Origin of the sequence: Thalassolituus marinus (assembly GCF_020320395.1) — a bacterium.
Taxonomy (GTDB): Bacteria; Pseudomonadota; Gammaproteobacteria; order Pseudomonadales; family Oceanobacteraceae; genus Venatoribacter; species Venatoribacter marinus.
Genome location: NZ_JAEDAH010000106.1, coordinates 33,802 through 53,147 on the forward strand (window position 1 = coordinate 33,802; position 19,346 = coordinate 53,147).

The 19,346-nt window shown below is 54.7% G+C and carries 17 protein-coding genes; 10 read left to right on the forward strand and 7 right to left on the reverse strand.

Annotation, left to right across the window (positions count from 1 at the left end):
- Positions 1 to 510: 510 nt before the first annotated feature.
- A complete protein-coding gene (locus tag I9W95_RS18225) occupies positions 511 to 1,575 on the reverse strand; it encodes a CvfB family protein (protein WP_225677517.1) in 1,065 nt (354 codons plus the stop codon).
- A gap of 56 nt (positions 1,576 to 1,631) precedes the next feature.
- Entirely contained in the window at positions 1,632 to 1,910 is a 279-nt protein-coding gene (locus I9W95_RS18230; RefSeq protein ID WP_225677553.1) for a peptidylprolyl isomerase, read from the reverse strand.
- Positions 1,911 to 2,024: 114 nt separating this feature from the next.
- Here I9W95_RS18230 and upp point away from each other — a divergent pair, with 114 nt between their 5' ends.
- On the forward strand, positions 2,025 to 2,651 hold the full coding sequence (gene upp / locus I9W95_RS18235) for a uracil phosphoribosyltransferase (protein WP_225677519.1): 627 nt from the start codon (positions 2,025 to 2,027) through the stop codon (positions 2,649 to 2,651).
- 8 nt (positions 2,652 to 2,659) lie between these two features.
- Entirely contained in the window at positions 2,660 to 3,955 is a 1,296-nt protein-coding gene (locus I9W95_RS18240; RefSeq protein WP_225677522.1) for a uracil-xanthine permease family protein, read from the forward strand.
- A 65-nt stretch (positions 3,956 to 4,020) separates the two neighbouring features.
- On the opposite strand, the gene I9W95_RS18245 is transcribed toward I9W95_RS18240, so the two are convergent.
- Together I9W95_RS18245 and I9W95_RS18250 are read right to left on the reverse strand one after the other, a co-directional pair.
- Positions 4,021 to 4,428, reverse strand: a complete 408-nt coding sequence (locus I9W95_RS18245) for a cyclophilin-like fold protein (RefSeq protein WP_225677524.1) — start codon at positions 4,426 to 4,428, stop codon at positions 4,021 to 4,023.
- Between the two features lie 79 nt (positions 4,429 to 4,507).
- Positions 4,508 to 6,181, reverse strand: coding sequence for a 2-isopropylmalate synthase (locus I9W95_RS18250; protein WP_225677526.1), 1,674 nt, complete (start codon positions 6,179 to 6,181; stop codon positions 4,508 to 4,510).
- 312 nt (positions 6,182 to 6,493) lie between these two features.
- Between I9W95_RS18250 and I9W95_RS18255 the strand changes: the two genes are divergently transcribed.
- Positions 6,494 to 6,970: an Lrp/AsnC family transcriptional regulator gene (locus tag I9W95_RS18255; RefSeq protein ID WP_225677528.1), complete on the forward strand. Its 477-nt coding sequence runs from the start codon at positions 6,494 to 6,496 to the stop codon at positions 6,968 to 6,970.
- A 107-nt stretch (positions 6,971 to 7,077) separates the two neighbouring features.
- The gene (locus I9W95_RS18260; protein WP_225677530.1) at positions 7,078 to 8,709 is read left to right on the forward strand and encodes a sensor histidine kinase; all 1,632 of its coding nucleotides are present in this window, start codon (positions 7,078 to 7,080) and stop codon (positions 8,707 to 8,709) included.
- Here the strand turns inward: I9W95_RS18260 and I9W95_RS18265 are convergent.
- A complete protein-coding gene (locus I9W95_RS18265) occupies positions 8,694 to 9,620 on the reverse strand; it encodes a LysR substrate-binding domain-containing protein (protein WP_225677532.1) in 927 nt (308 codons plus the stop codon). The genes I9W95_RS18260 and I9W95_RS18265 overlap by 16 nt on opposite strands.
- Before the next feature lie 154 nt (positions 9,621 to 9,774).
- Here I9W95_RS18265 and I9W95_RS18270 point away from each other — a divergent pair, with 154 nt between their 5' ends.
- Genes I9W95_RS18270 through I9W95_RS18280 form a run of 3 tightly spaced genes read left to right on the forward strand, consistent with a single transcriptional unit; the run spans position 9,775 to position 11,537 of the window.
- The gene (locus I9W95_RS18270; protein ID WP_225677534.1) at positions 9,775 to 10,464 is read left to right on the forward strand and encodes a sterol desaturase family protein; all 690 of its coding nucleotides are present in this window, start codon (positions 9,775 to 9,777) and stop codon (positions 10,462 to 10,464) included.
- Entirely contained in the window at positions 10,461 to 11,117 is a 657-nt protein-coding gene (locus I9W95_RS18275) for a lysoplasmalogenase (RefSeq protein ID WP_225677536.1), read from the forward strand. The genes I9W95_RS18270 and I9W95_RS18275 overlap by 4 nt, the downstream gene beginning before the upstream one ends.
- A gap of 60 nt (positions 11,118 to 11,177) precedes the next feature.
- The gene (locus tag I9W95_RS18280) at positions 11,178 to 11,537 is read left to right on the forward strand and encodes a translation initiation factor Sui1 (protein WP_225677538.1); all 360 of its coding nucleotides are present in this window, start codon (positions 11,178 to 11,180) and stop codon (positions 11,535 to 11,537) included.
- A gap of 10 nt (positions 11,538 to 11,547) precedes the next feature.
- On the opposite strand, the gene I9W95_RS18285 is transcribed toward I9W95_RS18280, so the two are convergent.
- Entirely contained in the window at positions 11,548 to 11,943 is a 396-nt protein-coding gene (locus I9W95_RS18285) for an acyl-CoA thioesterase (RefSeq protein WP_225677540.1), read from the reverse strand.
- 156 nt (positions 11,944 to 12,099) lie between these two features.
- Between I9W95_RS18285 and tadA the strand changes: the two genes are divergently transcribed.
- Complete coding sequence (tadA, locus tag I9W95_RS18290) at positions 12,100 to 12,636, forward strand: tRNA adenosine(34) deaminase TadA (protein WP_225677542.1); 537 nt, start codon at positions 12,100 to 12,102, stop codon at positions 12,634 to 12,636.
- 45 nt (positions 12,637 to 12,681) lie between these two features.
- Here tadA and mltF read toward each other — a convergent pair whose 3' ends face one another.
- Entirely contained in the window at positions 12,682 to 14,118 is a 1,437-nt protein-coding gene (gene mltF, locus I9W95_RS18295; RefSeq protein ID WP_225677544.1) for a membrane-bound lytic murein transglycosylase MltF, read from the reverse strand.
- 346 nt (positions 14,119 to 14,464) lie between these two features.
- On the opposite strand from mltF, the gene purL reads away from it, so the two are divergent.
- Complete coding sequence (gene purL / locus I9W95_RS18300) at positions 14,465 to 18,370, forward strand: phosphoribosylformylglycinamidine synthase (protein ID WP_225677546.1); 3,906 nt, start codon at positions 14,465 to 14,467, stop codon at positions 18,368 to 18,370.
- Positions 18,371 to 18,727: 357 nt separating this feature from the next.
- Positions 18,728 to 19,135 carry a hypothetical protein gene (locus tag I9W95_RS18305; protein WP_225677547.1) on the forward strand — a complete coding sequence of 136 codons (408 nt, stop codon included), beginning with the start codon at positions 18,728 to 18,730 and terminating at the stop codon, positions 19,133 to 19,135.
- Positions 19,136 to 19,346: the final 211 nt, after the last annotated feature.

Consider the following 19,346-nt stretch of genomic DNA (forward strand, 5'->3'; position numbering starts at 1 on the left):
TCTCGATTTTTCAGGCCACGCGCCCATGCGACATCCCTGTCGCCGTCCGCTCGCCGGGCATCCCTGCCCGGCGGACCGGAAAAATCATCGTTCATTTCGGCGCTCCAGAATGCGAAGGAATGGCTTCCTCTAAGCTGCTTTTTAGTACAACGCCTACTCTGAATTTCAGTCAGAGATATGAAGTTCAGATTCTACGTGACTTTTGAAATAAGGCTGTGAGGTTAACTAACACAGCGCCTCTGGGCTCGCCGCAGAAAGCGTAGATATTTCCGACCTGCCCGAAGGGACTCGGGCAAGCGGCCCCGGCCATGGATGGCCGATGGGGCGCGAGGTCAGGAAATATCAAGGTTTCAAGGGTAAACGAGCCAGGACAGCGCGAAGCGGGGAGATAGCCCGTCCGGCGAGAGGGGCGGTCCGACGTTTCGGAAGGCCCCTCTATGAGGACAAGGGGCTATGAATATTTCACAAAAGTTCAAATAAAAATTTGTGGGACAGCAGTGGCCCTATCCCTCAGCTTTTCTTCTTCAGTGACAGCGTATTTTCCGTTTTCTTTTTCGGATTACGGATTACTTTGCGGGCTTTCGGAGCGTCGCTTTTGACCGGCTTGTCAGCACCTTTGTCTGCGCTTTTTTTCCCGGCTGCTTTTTTGTCATCCGCTTTGCGCTTGTTATCTTTACGCTGGTCGGGCTGGCGCGCAGGGCGAGCCGCTTTCTGATCATCGGCCGTGGCCAGACGAATACCATCGGTTTCGATAACAATTTTTCGTTCTTTAAACAGTTTGCCGATGGCCATCTTAAAAGTACGCTTGCTGACGCCGAAGTGCAGTTCAATCAGGTCTGCCGGAGAGTGATCCCCCAGCCCCAGCGAGCCATTACCTTCTTCCAGCTTTTTCAGAATCTTACGCGCCAGCGGGTCCGCTTTGCCGTGGCCAGCCGGTTCCAGCATCAGATCGATACGGCTGTCTTCGCGGATGCGCTTGATATAGCCATCCAGCTTCAGCCCGATTTTCACCGGTTTGCGAATGTCGTCGTTGTACAACACGCCCCAGAATTCGTTGTTAATAACGGCCTTGTAACCCAGTTCGGTGCGGTTGGTGATGATCAGACTGACCTGATCGCCGGTAGTAAACGGCTCTGGAGCGCCCGGCCAGTTAGGTTTGGCTTCATCTTTAATAAAACGATTCAGACGGGCGGTGGCTGAGATGCGCCCGGTGTTGTCTTCGTAGATGTATACCGGGTAGGCGCGTTCCGCTTCCATACGCTGTTTCTGTTCGGAAAAAGGCACGAACAGATCTTTCGGCAGGCCCCAGTCCATAAAGGCCCCGGTGCTGTTGACGTCCACCACCGTCAGGTAAGCCACCTGACCGACCTGGGCTTTAGGGCGCAGAGTCGTGGCAATCGGGCGGTCGTCAGAGTCGAAATAGACGAATACCTTAAGGCTGTCACCAATGGCGGTATCGGCCGGAATCTGCTTGCGTGGCAGCAGAATCTTGCCGCCTTCAGCGTCATCGAGGTACAGGCCGTGGGGTTGTTCATCAATGACAGTCAGCAGGTGGTAGCGTCCGGGTTGAGCCATGGGAAATTTCTCTGAGTAATAGGGTTAAAGCGGTGGATTCAGCAAAGGCTACGGCATCAGCTGCGGTAAATGGTTTCGATCAGGTGCCAGCCGAAGCGGGTTTTCACCGGCCCCTGAACTGTCAGCAGCGGGCCCTTGAACACCACATCATCAAAGGCTTTGACCATATCGCCTTTGCTGAACTCGCCCAGGCTGCCACCATTCTTTTTACTGGGGCACTGGGAAAACTTCTGCGCCAGTTTGGAGAAGTCGGCACCTTCAGCCAGCTGTTGCTTGAGTTTTTCCGCTTCTTCGCGGTTTTTTACCAGAATATGGCGGGCGCAGGCTCTTGGCATAGTGATCTCTGTCGGCATTGTTTGACCGGTTGGTTAAATTTTCCGTCGCAGGCAGGGGACGCCTGTGAGAAAATCCGGCCCGTTATTGTACCTGAAAGACAGAGCGAGGCATCCATGAGCGTACATGAAATCCGCCACCCTCTGGTGCGTCATAAAATTGGCCTGATGCGGGCCAAGAGCATGAGCACCCGGAGTTTTCGTCAGCTGGCCAGTGAAGTAGGCAACCTGCTGACTTATGAAGCGACCAAGGACCTGGAACTCGAAGATTACACCATTGAAGGCTGGTGTGGCCCAATACAGGCAGAGCGCATCCGTGGCAAGAAAATTACCGTTGTGCCGATTCTGCGTGCCGGTCTGGGTATGCTGGATGGCGTACTGGAGCTGGTGCCAAGCGCCAAAATCAGTGTGGTAGGTCTGTACCGCGACGAAGAAACCCTGGAGCCAGTAAGCTACTTCGACAAGCTGGCCGGTGATATTGACCAGCGTATGTCATTGATCGTTGATCCGATGCTGGCTACCGGTGGCTCTATGGTGGCGACTATCGATCTGCTCAAGCAAGCGGGTTGTACCAGTATTCGTGCGCTGGTTCTGGTGGCTGCGCCAGAAGGCATCAAGAAAGTTCAGCAGGCGCATCCGGATGTGGATATCTATACCGCATCGGTAGACAGCCACCTGAACGAGAACGGCTATATTATTCCGGGTCTCGGCGATGCCGGTGACAAAATCTTCGGCACACAGTAAGGACCCCCATGCAGACATCTAATGACAACCTGTACTCCGGCTGGCGCATGATCCTCGCGGGTCTGCAAATGCTGTTCGTGGCCTTTGGCTCGCTGGTTCTGGTACCGCTGATTACTGGTCTGGACCCGAGTGTGGCGCTGTTCACCGCGGGTATCGGTACACTGATTTTTCAGTTCACCACCAAGCGTTCCATTCCGGTATTCCTGGCATCTTCTTTTGCCTTTATCGCACCGATTATCTTCAGCGTGCAGACCTGGGGTATGGGCGCCACTATGGGCGCGTTGTTCTGTGCCGGTCTGGTTTACGTCGGCCTGTCGATTGTCGTGGCGCTGCGTGGTCCGGGTTTCCTGCACCGCCTGCTGCCGCCTGTGGTTACCGGTCCGATCATTATGATCATTGGTCTGGGACTGGCACCTATCGCGGTGAACATGGCGATGGGTAAAACCGGTGATGCCTCCGCAGAACTGTTCCCGTATGCCGATGCCATGTGGGTGTCTATGCCTGCGCTGCTCACCACGTTGCTGGTGGCGACCATGGCAAAAGGTCTTTTCCGTCTGGTGCCGATTCTGGCTGGTGTGCTGGTGGGTTACCTGATTGCCTTGTCGATGGGCATGGTGGATTTCTCTGCGGTAACCAACAGCCCATGGGTACGTCTGCCTGGCTTTATTACCCCGGAGTTTCATCTGGCAGCCATTCTGTTCATGATTCCGGTGGCTATTGCCCCGGCGATTGAACACGTGGGTGACGTACTGGCAATTGGCAGTGTGACCGGTACAAACTATGTACAGAAGCCGGGCCTGCATCGCACCCTGCTGGGCGATGGTCTGGCAACTTCCGCCGCGTCGTTGTTCGGTGGTCCGCCGAACACCACATACTCCGAAGTCACCGGTGCAGTGATGCTGACCAAAGCCTTTAACCCGGTAGTTATGACCTGGGCGGCGGTATTCGCTATTTTGCTGGCTTTTGTGGCCAAGTTCGGTTCTTTCCTGCAGACCATCCCGACGCCAGTGATGGGCGGTATCCTGATTCTGCTGTTCGGCTCCATCGCTGGAGTGGGCATGAACATTCTGATCAAGGGTAAGGTCGATATGAGCGCGCAACGCAATCTGGTGATTGTAGCGACCACACTGGTGTTTGGTATTGGCGGTATGGCAATCGGCTCAGAGTCCTGGCACCTGCAGGGCGTCAGCCTGTGTGGTGTGGTGGCGATTGTGCTGAACCTGGTGCTGCCAAAAGCTGATGACAGCAACGATCTGCACGAAGAGCAGGAAATCGTCGACGATATGGTAGAGCACGGCCGTTAAGGTTGTGATCGATGCACTAACGGCCGCTTAATGCGGCCGTTTTTGTTTGTGCGCAGGGTTAGCCTTTATGCCCCACTGGCGGATGCCAGAGGCTCAGCGCTGGCCAGCGACACGGTAACGCTGCTGCCGGCAGTGACCTGACTGAGGATGCTCAGATCATCCAGCGCGTCACCGATAATGGCGCAGGGGTGGGCGAGGCGCACTTCATTCCCCTGTGAGCGGGGCGTCGGACCAAAGCCGATGACCAGGCTGCTGGCGTCGCTCCAGAAAGCGATATCACCCACCTGCACCAGATCGGTGGTGTTGGGTTCTTCCGGGCGAACGGTTAGCGGGCAGTCAAACATCAGGCTTCCGCGCGATGTTTGCATGGTGGCAGTAAACGGGACGACTTTCAGCAGGGCTTTTGCGGTCGCACTGCGGCGCAGAACAATACGAACTTCACCGCTATCAAAGCGAAGGCTGAGCAGGTGCATAATTCTCTCCTCAGAAAACTCCGGGCAGAGAATCAGCCTATCAAAAAGGCGCCCCGCAGGGCGCCTGATTTTTGTTTTTTTACGCAACCGCCTGACTGTCAATCATGGCCTTATTAATTGCGCTGAGGATGGCGGTCAGGCTGGCGGTTAAGGTGTCACCGTCCTGAGAGACCGCTGTGTAGCGGCTTCCGCGGATACTGGCCTGAACAAATGCCATAGCGCTGGCATCTGAACCTTCAGCCACAGCCTGTTCGTCAAACTGGACGATTTGTGCATCGAGGCCAGTGGCCTTGTGCATTGCATCGGCGAAAGCACTGATAGCACCATTGCCGTTGCCGTGTACCAGCATCATCTGGCTACCGTCATTCACCGACGCCTGAATATGATACTGGCTGCCATGCTTATCCACCTGGTAGCCCGCTAATGAGTAGCGGCCATCACTGTTCATAAAGGTTGTGCGGAATACGTTGAGGATATCCTGAGTATTCAGCTCGCCTTCACGGCGCTCGCTTTCTTTCTGAATCGGCTGGGCGATTTCAATCTGCATCCAGCGAGGGAAGGTAACCCCTAATGCCTGTTCAAGCAGATAGCTGGCGCCGCCCTTACCGGACTGACTGTTCACGCGGATGACCGACTGGTAGTTGCGGCCGAGATCCTGCGGATCAATCGGTAAATATGCTACATCCCATGGCTCATCGTCGCTCTGCTGGGCCAGACACTTACGGATAGCGTCCTGGTGACTGCCAGAGAACGCGGTGTATACCAGTTCACCAACCCACGGATGACGCGGATGGGTTTTGATATTGGTACAGGCTTCCACTGTGGCGATGATGTCGTCAGCAATCGAAATATCCAGCTCAGGATCAATGCCCTGGCTGTAAAGGTTCATCGCCATGGTGATGATGTCCATGTTGCCTGTGCGTTCGCCGTTGCCGAGCAAGGTGCCTTCAATACGATCTGCACCGGCGAGAATCGCCATCTCGGCGGCTGCAACACCGCAACCGCGGTCGTTGTGGGTATGAATACTGATGGTCACACTGTCACGACGATTAACGTTGTCGCAGAACCATTCAACCTGGTCGGCGAACACGTTAGGCATGGCGCTTTCGACAGTAGCCGGTAAGTTAATAATCGCCTTGTTGTCCGGCGTAGGCTGCCAGACGTCGATGACGGCATTACATACCTCGGTGGCGAACTGCACTTCGGTTGACGAGAAGCTCTCCGGTGAGTACTGGAACACCCACTCGGTAGCCGGATATTTACGCGCTTCATCCGCGACTTTACGGGCGCCTTTAACGGCAATATCAATGATGCCCTGCTGGCTGAGGCCAAACACCTTGTTGCGCTGGACCGGCGACGTGGAATTGTATACATGCACTACCGCACGACGGGCGCCAATCAGCGATTCATAGGTACGTTCAATCAATTCATCACGGGCCTGAACCAATACCTGAATGGTGACATCTTCGGGAATCTGGTTTTCTTCAATCAACCAGCGCACGAAGTCGAAGTCTGGCTGTGATGCAGCAGGGAAACCGACTTCGATCTCCTTAAAGCCCATTTTGACTAACAAAGCCCACATACGTTGTTTTTGGGCGACAGTCATGGGCTCGATCAGCGCCTGATTGCCGTCGCGCAGGTCGACAGAACACCACTGCGGTGCACTGCTGATGGTCTGGTCCGGCCAGCGGCGATCGGTTTTACGGATCACCGGAAAAGCGCGGTATTTGCGATGGTCAAAGCGACTGGTCATGATGTTTTTCCTGTGCGCGGTAGCTGAGTAATGTCGTTTAATCGTTGCTGTTTCACCGCCTGAGTTGCGGTGCTGGCTTTCTGATGTGCTCTTGTGAAGCAGCGGGCAGGCCGGGTAAGCCTTAGCCAGAGGCGTCACCGGTAAGTGCTTTGCCTCTCTCAACAGCATGTGCACAGTATAGGTAGTATGTTGCGCAAGGTGTTTGCAAAGTTGCTATTAATTTGCCTGTTGTAAGCAATTAAATACCAAATTATATTGAAGCTGTGAAATTAATGGTCATTTCTCGCTTTCGGGCTGCAACAGGAGAGTACTATGGCAGACGCAGTTAAGCTGGATCGTACCGATCTGCGCATTCTTGAACTGCTGCAGAAAGACGGCAGTCTCAGTAATCTGGAGTTGGCCGACAAGGTGGGCTTATCGCCTTCGCCGTGCTCGCGGCGAGTGAAGGCGCTGGAGGATTCCGGCCTGATTCAGGGGTATCGCGCTCACCTGGACGCGCGTGCGCTGGGGCTGGATCTGCTGGCGCTGATTTCCATCAGTATGGATCGTCACACACCCGAGCGTTTTGAGCGCTTTGAAAGTGCGGTGGCAGCCTGTCCGGAAGTGCTGGAATGTTATCTGATCACAGGTCAGTCAGCCGACTATATTCTCAAGGTGATCGTGCGTGACATGAATGCTTTTCAGCAGTTTCTGCTCGGTACCCTTACGCGTATTGAAGGCGTCAGTGGTGTGCATTCCAGTTTTGTTATGCGCAAAGTGGTAGACCGCACCGCACTGCCACTGGGCTGATGCCTGCTGCACAACAGCGAACAGCGCACGACATTGATCAGACAGACTCCCGCGCAAAGCGTGGTCGTCTATACTGGTGCGATACAGGGGTTCATTGGGGAAAGGAATTGGCCGGCCGTCTCTCATCCATCGAAAGTAAACTCACCGTTTATGTACTGACTTTCAGCATTCTGTTTGGCGTGCTGTTCAGCGGTATTCAGATTGGTGTGGATTATGTCGGAGAGAATCGTCGCTACTTCGAAAACACCGCAGACCTGCTGCAAAATCAGAGTGCTTCCGCGGCACTGTCATTGTTTAACTACGATAACAGTGCCATGCAAACCATCCTCGACAGTCTCTTGCTGACCCCGGCGGTGGTGGCCAGCGCCATTATTGAAGACGCCACCGGCTACGAGAAACGGGCCGGACTGAGTAAGGCCGTTCTGAACAATGGACGCGATGCCGGACATTACCGTTCCCGCCGGGTGGCGTTGAAAGAACCTGCGATGTACAGCGAGGAACCGCGCGTTATCGGGCATCTGGAAATCTGGGTGGACGAACGCCTGATTCGTGAAGGCTTCGAACGTCGTGCGTTTATTACACTGGTGCTGGACGTACTGCGTAACGTGGTGCTGGCATTTGTACTGATTATGTTATTCCGGGCGCGCCTGACCAACCCGATCAAACGTCTGATGGACCGCATGAAGGATATCGACCCGGCACACCCGGATGCTGTTCGTTTGCAGGTGGAATCGTCGCTCAGGCACTCAGAGCTGGATGATCTGGTACGTAAAATGAACGTACTGATGGCTGCCATGAAGGCTGAAATTGCTCAGCGCCAGCAGGCCGAACAGCGTGTCCGCCAGCTTAACGAGCAGCTGGAAGAAAAAGTGAAGGCACGTACACAGGCGCTGAACGACAGCAACCATCAGTTGCAATCGAGCCTGGATGAGCTGCAACGTACCCAGGACCTGCTGTTGCAAGCGCAGCGTATGGCGGCCATGGGCCACCTTGCGGCAGGCATGGCCCACGAAATCAATAATCCGATTGCGGTGGTGTATTCAAATATCGCCACGCTCAGTGAATACCTGACCGAACTGGTACGCCTGGCCGACCAGTATCAGGAGGCCGAATCACTGATTGCCGACAAAGCCATTGTTCAGGCGCTGGAAGAACTGCGCACCGGAATTGATCTGGACTTTGTCCGGGCCGACGCACCGGATCTGGTATCAGCCTCCAAGCAGAGTCTCGAGCGGGTGCGCAATATTGTTGCTGAGTTGCGCACCTTTGCCGATGAAAGCAATCAGCCAAAAGACCCGGCTTCGCTGGAGGAAATTCTGGAAGAGGCCATTGCCGAACTGCAGCTGGGCCGCAGCGACAATATCCACGTGGTACGCCTGCTGAGTCATTTACCTCAGGTGCCTTGCATCGGTCGCCAGATTCGTCTGGTATTCCGCAATATTCTGCACAATGCACAGGACGCCATGGCCGAGGGTGGCACCATCGAAATTGCCGGTGATGAAAAAGACGGCATCATCGAAGTTGTGGTTAAAGACAACGGCAAGGGTATGACTGAAGAAGAGCTCAGTTGTGCGGTTAACCCCTTCTTCACCAGTAAAGAGATTGGACAGGGCACCGGACTGGGCCTGACGGTCGCTTACAACATCATGCTTAATCATGGCGGTGAATTGCTGATCGACAGCGAACCCGGCCATGGCACTCAGGTAACGCTGCGCTTTCCGGCTCAGACCTCCGCCTGAGCTTGTACAGACCACTGACTCAGGCGCAGTAGCTGGCTGCGTAGCCAGTGGTGTGCCTGATCACGGTCGCGACTCTGATGCCAGATCAGTTGCAGGCTGACCGGCGGGCAAGGGAAGGGCAGTGGCGCACTTTGCAGCTGATCCCGCCACGGCGCCAGTTGCAGCAGCCGTTCAGGCACTACTGCAATCAGATCTGTGCTGGCCACCACCGGTGGAATAGCGACAAAACTGCTGACCCAGTATTTCACCGTTCGGGTCAGATCCTTATGCCCCATCAGCTGTTCAATCGGAGTGCCCTGACGGTTACGCGGCAGCAGGCTGACATGGTGCAGTCGGGCAAACTCCTCATAGCTCAGGCTGGCGTGAAAGGTTTTATGCTGGCGTGCAGCAATGACCACCAGAGATTCTTCCAGTAGCGGCGCATGGCTGAGTCCGGCCTGCGGCTGACTGACATAGTCGATGGCCAGATCCAGACGCCCGTCCTGCAGACGCTGTCCGATGTCGGCGCTCTGATCGGTTTCAATCATCAGGCCGATGCCCGGCGCATGCTGTCGCATCTGCTGTATCAGCCAGGGGGCGGCAATAAACTCCACCGCGCCATTGGCACTGAGCCGGAACTGGTGGGAGCTGGTGGCAGCGTCAAAGCTTTGCTGCTGCGCCCAGCCCTGTTCGATAAGTTCCAGTCCGTCACGCACTTTGGTGTACAGCTGAACCGCACGCGGCGTGGGCTTCAGGCCTGTGGCTGTGCGTACAAACAGATCATCATTAAGCTGCAGGCGCAAACGTTTCAGCGCATTACTGACCGCAGGCTGGCTGAGGTGCAGACGCGCGGCGGCGCGCGTCAGATGCTGCTCTTCCATCAGCGCAGCAAACAACGGCAGCAGATTCAGATCGAGACTTCGCAGGCTCACAGGCACCTCATATTATTCATTATTGTGATAATGCTGTTTTGTATTATTGATTGGAGTCTGACACAGAGTCAGCGCTACAGTGAAGGGATAAGGCGGGCCTGAGAATTGACGATCAGGTCGGATAAGAATAACAACGATCCCGAAGGAGCCCGTTATGGCCTTTGACCATCTCGCTTTCCGCAACCGCTATCGTGCGGCTGTTTCACCGCGTTATTCCGGTTGGCTGCACATGTTCAGCGTCGCACTGACCGCCGCTGTTGTGATTGCCGCGGCGCTATATACCATCTCGGCAGCGACGCTGGCGGAATGGTTGTGCCTGCCTCTCAGTATGCTGCTGGTGAACTGGGGCGAATATGTTGCTCATCGCTGGCTGGGGCATCGGAAAACCCGTATCGGTCGCTTGTTTTACAAGCGCCACACCGGTGACCACCACAGCTTCTTCGTTGAAAATGCGATGCCGTATGAATCCACCCGCGACTGGCGGGTTGTGCTGTTTCCTGCCTGGCTGATCTGGGTGTTTCTGCTGTGTCTGATTACACCCGGGGTATTGCTGCTGAATGCGCTGTGGTCGGTGAATGCTGCCGCTTTTTATGCCACCGGGGCAATCGGAGGCTACCTGTTTTATGAGGTGATGCACTTCTGTTATCACCTGCCGGCCGGTAGTTTTATGGAGCGCACACCAGTGCTGAAGCAGCTGCAGCATTTGCACCGTCTGCATCATCGTCGTGATCTGATGGCCGCCAGAAACTTCAATATTACGCTGCCAATCTTTGATGTCCTGCTCGGCACTCTGTACTGGGAATCGCCGCAAACCGCGTCCTTGGCGCCGGAGTCTGAACAATGAAAACGTCCTTTGTTATTGCGGCGCTACTCGGGGCGTTATACATCCTGCTGTGGCCGCTGCATCCTTATCCGTTCAGTTATCTGCTGAAAGCGGCGCCGGTACTGATACTGGCGCTGATCGGCGTAAAAACCTTAACCGGGCCTGTGCGAATTGCTTACCTGTTAGCCATGCTGGGCTCCGCCGCTGGCGACATCTTTCTCGACTTCGATCGCCAGTTGTATCTGCGCCAGGCACTGGCGTCGTTTCTGCTGACACAAATTGCCTATATCGTGATTTTTACCCGCCTGCGTCAGCGTCACTTGTTGTCGCCAGCCGCGTTGCTGGCATCAACGCTATTACCGGTTGCCGGTAGTGTATTTCTGTTATGGCAGTTCTATCCGAATACCGGGGCTATGTGGTGGCCCGTGGTGGTTTATGTGCTGTGCCTGACCGCAATGGCAATTCTGGCATTGCAGACCGGACAACGCTGGCTGGCATTGGGCGGCGCATTATTTATGACCGCCGATGCGCTGATCGGGGTTAACCGCTTCTGGCTGGCTTTTGATTATTCGACACCGCTGATTGTTTCAATTTACATGACGGCGCAATTACTGATTGGCTATGGTTTGCTGTTTGCCCGCCGTGGCATTGCCACACGCCCGGCAATGGTTTAGTTTCTGCGCCTTTGCGGCCTGCGGGCGCGCCAGTGACAGCAGAATCAGGAGCACATCAGCATGGCAAAAAAATCAGCGAGCGGCGGTCTTGTTTATTCCACCGAATTTGGCCGTGCATGTCCCGGTTGTGGCCAGCCGGTTGATCAGTGCAACTGCGCTGAAGACGAGGCGCCACAGGGTGATGGCATTGTGCGCGTCAGTCGTGAAAGCAAAGGTCGTGGCGGCAAGGTGGTGACACTGGTCAGCGGTATTCCGCTGGTGGGTGCCGAGCTGAAAACCCTGGCCAAAGACCTGAAAAAGAAATGCGGTGTCGGTGGTGCGTTAAAAGACGGCGTACTGGAAATTCAGGGTGAACAACGCGATTTACTGGTCAGTGAACTGAGCAAACGCGGTTTCACCGTGAAAAAAGTGGGCGGCTGAAGCCGCCATTTTACAGCTCCAGCAGGTGCTGGCTCAGTTCATCGCGGATTGTTTGCGGAATCGCCACCGAACATTTATTGCTGTGGTCAAAATGCACCATGACTGCGCTGCCACGCGCGCCTAATTTTCCATCCTGCCAGGCTTCATGGTGAAAGGTCATAGAGCTGTTGCCCAGTTTGGAAATCCAGCTGCGCACTTCCACTTCCTGCCCGTAAAACAATTCACCAACAAACTCGACGTCAATTTTCGCAATAATCAGATGCCAGTCGGCCGGATTCAGATCCGGGGTAAACAGACGGAACGCTGGTGTACGCGCGTCTTCAAACCAGACCGGTAAAACGGTGTTGTTGATATGGCCCAGCGCATCGGTTTCGCCGAAGCGTGGCTGAATATGTAGGGTCCACATAGAATTACTCCTGCTTTTTCTGCCAGCCAGTGTAACGCAAAGCGATCAGCCGCGCGGTGAGACCTTTGTCAATGCTGTGCCGCAGCAGCTGGCCTGGCTGGTTGCAAGTGCTGTGCATCGGCTATTATGGGCGCCTTAACCCTGTGGAGACGAGCATTGAATCAGCCGCTGATCACAACCGACGAAGAAGCCATGCAACTGGCGCTGGCGCAGGCACAGCTGGCCTATAATGCCGGCGAAGTGCCGGTGGGTGCGGTGGTGGTGCTGGATGGTGAGGTTATCGGTCAGGGCTTTAATCAGCCGATTACCACGCTCGACCCCAGTGCTCATGCCGAGATGGTGGCGGTGCGCAATGCGGCGCAAAACATCGGCAATTATCGTCTCAGCGGGGCTACGTTATATGTAACGGTTGAACCCTGCACTATGTGCACCGGACTGTTAATTCACAGCCGCATCAGTCGTGTGGTGTACGGTGCGACTGAGCCCAAAGCCGGTGCCATTGAAAGTGCGCTGCAATTAGCGCAGCAGCCATTTTACAACCACCTGATGCAAACTCAGGGCGGGGTATTAAAGGAACAATGCGCGCAGATCATGACGGATTTTTTTGCTATGCGCCGCGCTGCGAAAAAGAAGCTGAAAAAGCTCAGTCCAGCTGCTGGTGATAGTGCCCGGGGGAAGGATGCCAGCGAGTAATCAGCAGGCAAAAAAAAGCGGCATAAAATGCCGCACACAAACTCACTAGAGGAGTGGAGGAATAACGGTGATCATGGAAGATGAGAGCTGTAATGTCTCGCCATCTTCCGGGAAATTCTGTTCCTGCTCTTCGTTCCAGACCAGCACATCGTAATAACGACGAATATTCTGTACGTAATCCACAGGCTCCTGACCACGGGCATAGCCGTGACGGGTATTGCGGTAATAACGCTTCTGGCTCAGCAGCGGTAACGCTTCTTTAACATCCATCCACAGATCGGGGTTGCCACCCATTTCTGCAGTAATTTTTCGTGCGTCGGTCAGGTGTCCGTAGCCCACATTGTAGGCGGCCAGAGCCAGCCAGGTGCGGTCAGGTTCTTGCACGCTGTCCAGACGCTCACGCAGTTTAGCCAGATAGCGGCTGCCGCCCATAATGCTCTGCTGCGGATCAAGACGGTTCTTAATACCCAGTTCACGCGCGGTATTGCGGGTCAGCATCATCAGACCACGCACACCGGTATAGCTGCGCGCATTCGGGTTCCAGTGGCTTTCCTGATAACCCACGGCCGCCAGCAAACGCCAGTCAATGCCGCTCTGTTCTGATGCCAGTTCGAAATGCGGACGGTAGGTGTCGAGCTTCTTATTGGTCTGACGCAGGAAACGACGCGCACCTACGTAGTCGAGCTTATCCAGGTGACCGTAATAACGCTCAGACAATTCCGCCAGCAGCGGCGCAGTTTCCTGCTGATTAAAGAATTCGTTCGCCGCCTTATACAGGCTGTCGTCACGGCTGTAGGCAAACGCCCAGGCAATGTCCTGTTGCTCGCTCAGATCAAACGCCACACCCAGATTCGGGTAATAAGCCTGCAGCATGCGGAACTCGTTGGAATCGACCACGGTAAAGTCGATATTGCCAGATGCCACCATCTGCAGCAGATCGGCTACTTCCAGATCCGGGCTTTCGCTCCAGGTCAGTTCCGGAATCTGCCGCACCTGCACCATACGCAGACGCTCGGCGTGGCTGGAACCGGCAGCTACTACCAGTTTGCCTTGTGCCAGATCAACGGCTTCTTTAGGACGAACGCCACCACGACGATAAATGACCTGTTCACTCACCTGCATATAAGGCTGCGAGAAACGGAACCAGCGGTCGCGGTCAGGGGTATTGGTGAGACCGGCCGCAGCGAAGGCGGCCTTTCCTGTCTCTAGGGTGCTGAATATGTCGCTGAGATTGTCGGCCACAATAACCTTCAGGTCCACGTTCAGGTACTGGGCAAATGCCTGCGCCAGTTCCATTTCGTAACCTGTCGGGCCCGCACGGTCTTCAAAGAAGGTGGTCGGGCTGTTTCGGGTGACCATTACGATCTCACCGTGCATGCGAACCTGTTCCAGATTATTCGGGCGCACGCTGGCAGTCAGTGCGGTAACACACACTGCAACCAGTATGGCTTTTGCGAATAGACGGAATATGCCAGTTTGCATGCTGGAATTTGCTCTCTTTGCACCAAAATGGTGCGTTTTTAGTCGATTTGAGGTCATTCTGCCTTCTGGGTGCTTAAAAAACAACCGCATTGGGTGTAAGTCAGACTTTAAAATGAAACCGCAGTGACAGCTGCGTGATAAGTTTGTGACATAAGTCATTGAAACTACTGGCAATATAAAGTGTCCGCGCGCGGGGAACTTTTTCGGCTGAAACGCATTGTTCCGACTATTGAGACAATGCCAACGCCTTTAACCGGACGCTCTCTCGGGAAATCTGGTGCGAACAGACACACTCCGGTATCATTCGCCCTCATTTTTGCCTTACTCTTCGTGGAGTCACCCCGCAATGCTTGAGCTGCGTGGCGCGCCAGCGCTTTCTTCTTTCCGTCAGAACAAAGTCCTGAACAAACTGCAGCAGGCCCTGCCGCAGGTTTCCGGTGTTTATGCCGAATTCATGCACTTTGCTGATCTGTCTGCAGATCTGAAAGATAACGAACGTCTGGTACTGGAGCGCATCCTGCGTTACGGACCGAAAGCCGAAGTTAAACAGCCAGTCGGTGAATTCTTTCTGGTGATTCCACGTTTCGGCACTATTTCTCCGTGGTCTTCCAAGGCGACGGATATTGCCCACAACTGTGGCCTGAACAGCATCCTGCGTTTGGAACGCGGCATTGCCTACTATGTAGAAGGCGTAACCGCTGCCGAGCGCGAAGCCGTTGCTGCACTGCTGCACGACCGCATGACCGAAACCGTACTGGACAACAGTGCCGCCGCCGAAGCGCTGTTCTCTCACGCAGAACCAGCACCACTGAGCACCGTCGATATTATGGCCGGTGGTCGTGAGGCACTGGTGGAAGCCGATAAAACGCTGGGTCTGGCACTGGCCGAAGACGAAATCGATTATCTGGTGGAAAACTTCAACAAGCTGGGTCGTAACCCGACCGACGTTGAACTGATGATGTTCGCCCAGGCGAACTCTGAACACTGCCGCCACAAAATCTTCAACGCCAGCTGGACCATCGATGGCGAGGATCAGGACAAATCCCTGTTCCAGATGATTAAAAACACCTACGAGTGTTACAACGAAAATATTCTGTCTGCTTATAAAGACAACGCATCGGTGATCGTTGGTCACAACGCCGGTCGTTACTTCCCGAACCCTGGCACGAATGAGTACAGCTACCATCAGGAAGATATGCACATCCTGATGAAGGTAGAAACTCACAACCACCCAACCGCCATTGCCCCGCATTCCGGTGCAGCGACCGGTTCCGGTGGTGAAATCCGTGACGAAGGTGCAACCGGTCGTGGTTCCAAGCCAAAAGCCGGCTTAACCGGTTTTACCGTATCCGATCTGAAAATTCCGGGCTTCGAACAGCCATGGGAAAGCCAGTACGGCAAACCAGACCGTATTGTGTCGGCGCTGGATATTATGATCGATGGCCCATTGGGCGGTGCTGCCTTTAACAACGAATTCGGTCGTCCGAACCTGTGCGGTTACTTCCGTACCTTCGAACTGGAACACGACGGCGAAGTACGTGGTTACCACAAGCCAATTATGATTGCCGGTGGTTACGGCAACATCCGTGGCGAACACGTACAGAAAGGTGAGATTCCGGTAGGCGCCAGCCTGATCGTACTGGGTGGCCCGGCCATGCAGATTGGTCTGGGCGGTGGTGCGGCGTCTTCTATGGCGTCTGGCCAATCCAATGCCGACCTGGATTTCGCTTCCGTACAGCGTGAAAACCCGGAAATGGAACGTCGTTGTCAGGAAGTGATCGACCGCTGCTGGCAGATGGGCGACACCAACCCGATCGCCTTTATCCACGACGTAGGTGCCGGTGGTATTTCCAACGCCTTCCCTGAACTGGTTGGCGACGGCGGCCGTGGCGGTAAATTCGAACTGCGTAACGTACCGAACGACGAGCCGGGCATGAGCCCCCTGGCCATCTGGTCGAACGAATCTCAGGAGCGTTACGTTCTGGCGGTAGCACAGGAAGATATGGCCACCTTCGATGCCATCTGTGCCCGTGAACGTGCGCCATACGCGGTGGTTGGTTATGCCACCGAAGAAGAACACCTGACCGTTACCGACAGCCACTTCGACAACAAGCCTGTCGATATGCCGCTGCAGGTACTGCTGGGCAAGCCGCCACGTATGCACCGTGATGTGAAGAGCCGTGCGGTAAACGCCGAGCCATTCACCAGTGCCGGAATTGATCTGGCCGATGCTGCAGCCCGTGTACTCAAGCTGCCAACCGTAGCCAGCAAATCTTTCCTGATCACCATTGGCGACCGTTCCATTACCGGTACCGTGGCCCGTGATCAGTTCGTTGGCCCATGGCAGGTGCCGGTGGCTGACGTTGCCGTGACCACCTCTTCTTATGACACCTACGCCGGCGAAGCCATGGCCATGGGTGAGCGTACCCCGGTTGCGCTGCTGGATGGCCCGGCGTCTGGTCGTCTGGCGGTGGCCGAAGCCATCACCAACCTGGCCGCAGCACCAATCAACAAGCTGGCAGACATTAAAATGTCGGCCAACTGGATGTGTGCGGCTGGCCACGAAGGCGAAGACGAAAAACTGTACGCCACCGTAAAAGCCGTGGGTATGGAACTGTGTCCTGAACTGCAGGTAACCATCCCTGTGGGTAAAGACTCCATGTCGATGAAAACCCGCTGGCAGGATGAGGGTGCCGATAAAGCGGTTACTGCACCTATGTCGCTGATCATCACTGGTTTCGCGCCGGTATCCGATGCGCGCAAAGTGCTGACCCCGCAAATCAAGCTCGATCAGGGCGACAGCGATTTAATTCTGGTGGATCTGGGCCGTGGTCAGAACCGTACCGGTGCGTCCTGTTTTGCCCAGGTATTCGGCAAAGTGGGTGATGTACCGGCCGACCTCGACGACGCAGAAGATCTGAAAGCCTTCTTCGCTGTGGTACAGGGCCTGAACGCCGATGGCAAACTGCTGGCTTACCACGACCGTGCCGACGGTGGTCTGTTCGCCACCCTGACCGAGATGGCGTTTGCTGCGCACTGTGGCCTGGATGTTTCTATGGATCTGCTGGCAGAAAGCCAGGACGATCTGGCCGCTGCTCTGTTCGCTGAAGAACTGGGTGCGGTTATGCAGGTTAAACGCGAAGACCTGGAAGAAGTACTGGCACAATTCGAAGCAGCGGGTCTGGGTGACTGCACCGCAGTCATCGCTACGCCAAACGACGACGACCAGATTACCTTCAGCTTCCAGGACGAAGAATTCCTCAGCGAGTCGCGCGTTACCTGGCAGCGTCTGTGGACTCAGACCAGCTACGAAATGCAGGCCCTGCGTGACAACGCCGACTGCGCCAAACAGGAATTCGATGCCCTGCTGGATGCCGAAGATCCGGGTATTCATGCTGAGCTGACCTTCGACATTAACGAAGACATCACCGCTGATCTGCCAAACTCAGATTCAGCCGATGCACCGAAAGTTGCGATCCTGCGTGAGCAGGGTGTAAACGGCCAGATCGAAATGGCAGCCGCCTTCGACCGCGCCGGTTTCCGCACCGTTGACGTACACATGAGCGACATCCTGTCGGGCCGTGTAACCCTGGAAGGCTTCCGTGGCTTGGTAGCTTGCGGTGGCTTCTCTTACGGTGACGTACTGGGTGCCGGTGAAGGCTGGGCTAAGTCCATCCTCTTCAACGAACAGGCGCGTGGCCAGTTTGAAGCCTTCTTTGCCCGCAATGACACCTTCGCTCTGGGTGTGTGTAACGGCTGTCAGATGCTGTCTAACCTGCACGAACTGATTCCGGGTGCCGAACACTGGCCGCACTTCGTACGTAACATGAGCGAGCAGTTTGAAGCCCGTGTTGCCATGGTTGAAGTACAGGAATCCGACTCCGTATTCTTCGCCGGCATGGCAGGCTCTCGTATGCCAATCGCCATTGCTCACGGAGAAGGCCGTGCGGAATTCGGCTCCGAAGACGACATCAGCGAACTGGCTGGCCAGATCGCCCTGCGTTATACCGACAACTACGGCAAAGTCACCGAACAATACCCACTGAACCCGAACGGTTCACCACAGGGTATTACCGGCCTGACCGCTGCCGACGGCCGCGTCACCATTATGATGCCGCACCCGGAGCGTGTATTCCGTGCGATTCAGAACTCTTATATTCCAGCTGGTCCTGAAGGGGAGAGCTGGGATGAAGATGGCGCGTGGATGCGGATGTTCCGTAATGCGCGGGTTTGGGTTGAGGAGAACAACTGATACCAGTTGTTTTCGTAGGGTGGGCACTGCCCACCTGATCATCGCGGACCAATAGAGAAGGCCGCTGCTCAGCAATGAGTAGCGGCTTTTTTGTGGGTGCAATTTACGCTTGATCGTGTGTACTTGGGGTAGTAACTTAAACGTCAAATGAATCAATAACTTGCCCTCAGAATTACAAAGAGGGTTTACAAGTTTATGTGCGCTGGAAACTGGAATTAACAGGCGTGCGCGTTTTTCTGGCAAGAATTTTTGAGTTACGGATGATTTCTCAATCAGGTCAATAAGTTACGCGGAGTTTCTCGAAAGAGTCGCTCAGGATAAGTGTGCACGCACACTAACAAGCTGTTAGGTGTTTTCGTGATGAACGTAGAAATCATCAAGAGTAAATTAAAGAGTTCGTCTTTATGTGAGGCAGGTAAAGCTTACGAACTATTGGCAAGTGGTGCTGAATTGGTGGTTAATGAGAGCGTTATTGATGTTGCTTCCTCTGGAATTTTAGAAACCTATCGGATTAGAGCCAAAAATATTTCAGATAGGTCTGGTGAACACGCTCAACGGCTGACTCATAGCACCCTAGAATTTGTGCAAGCGCTTGAATCTAGAAACCCAAAAGAACTCAAAACGGCTCATGTAGTATCACCTGATCTAGGGTATTTTTTAATTTGGGTTGATCCAAGTAGTAATGATCTTATCGGCTGTTGTTACTTAATCAAGAATAATGAAGTTACAGAACGAGCGTGGAGCCAAATGTGGGACAACACCTAACAAGCGCATGTTGTTCGCCCCTGCGGGGCTGGGACCTCCGTTCCGCTGCGCTTCACTACGGCCCCAAATGCGGGCGTTATGCATAAGAGCAGCAATTACAAAATTAGAGTAGATATCAATGAGTAATAACTAATAGGACATATATAGACGCTCCCTCGGTGTCAAGGCACAACTAGCCTGTGGCACCTTTGATGCCCATCCATTTCCTGTT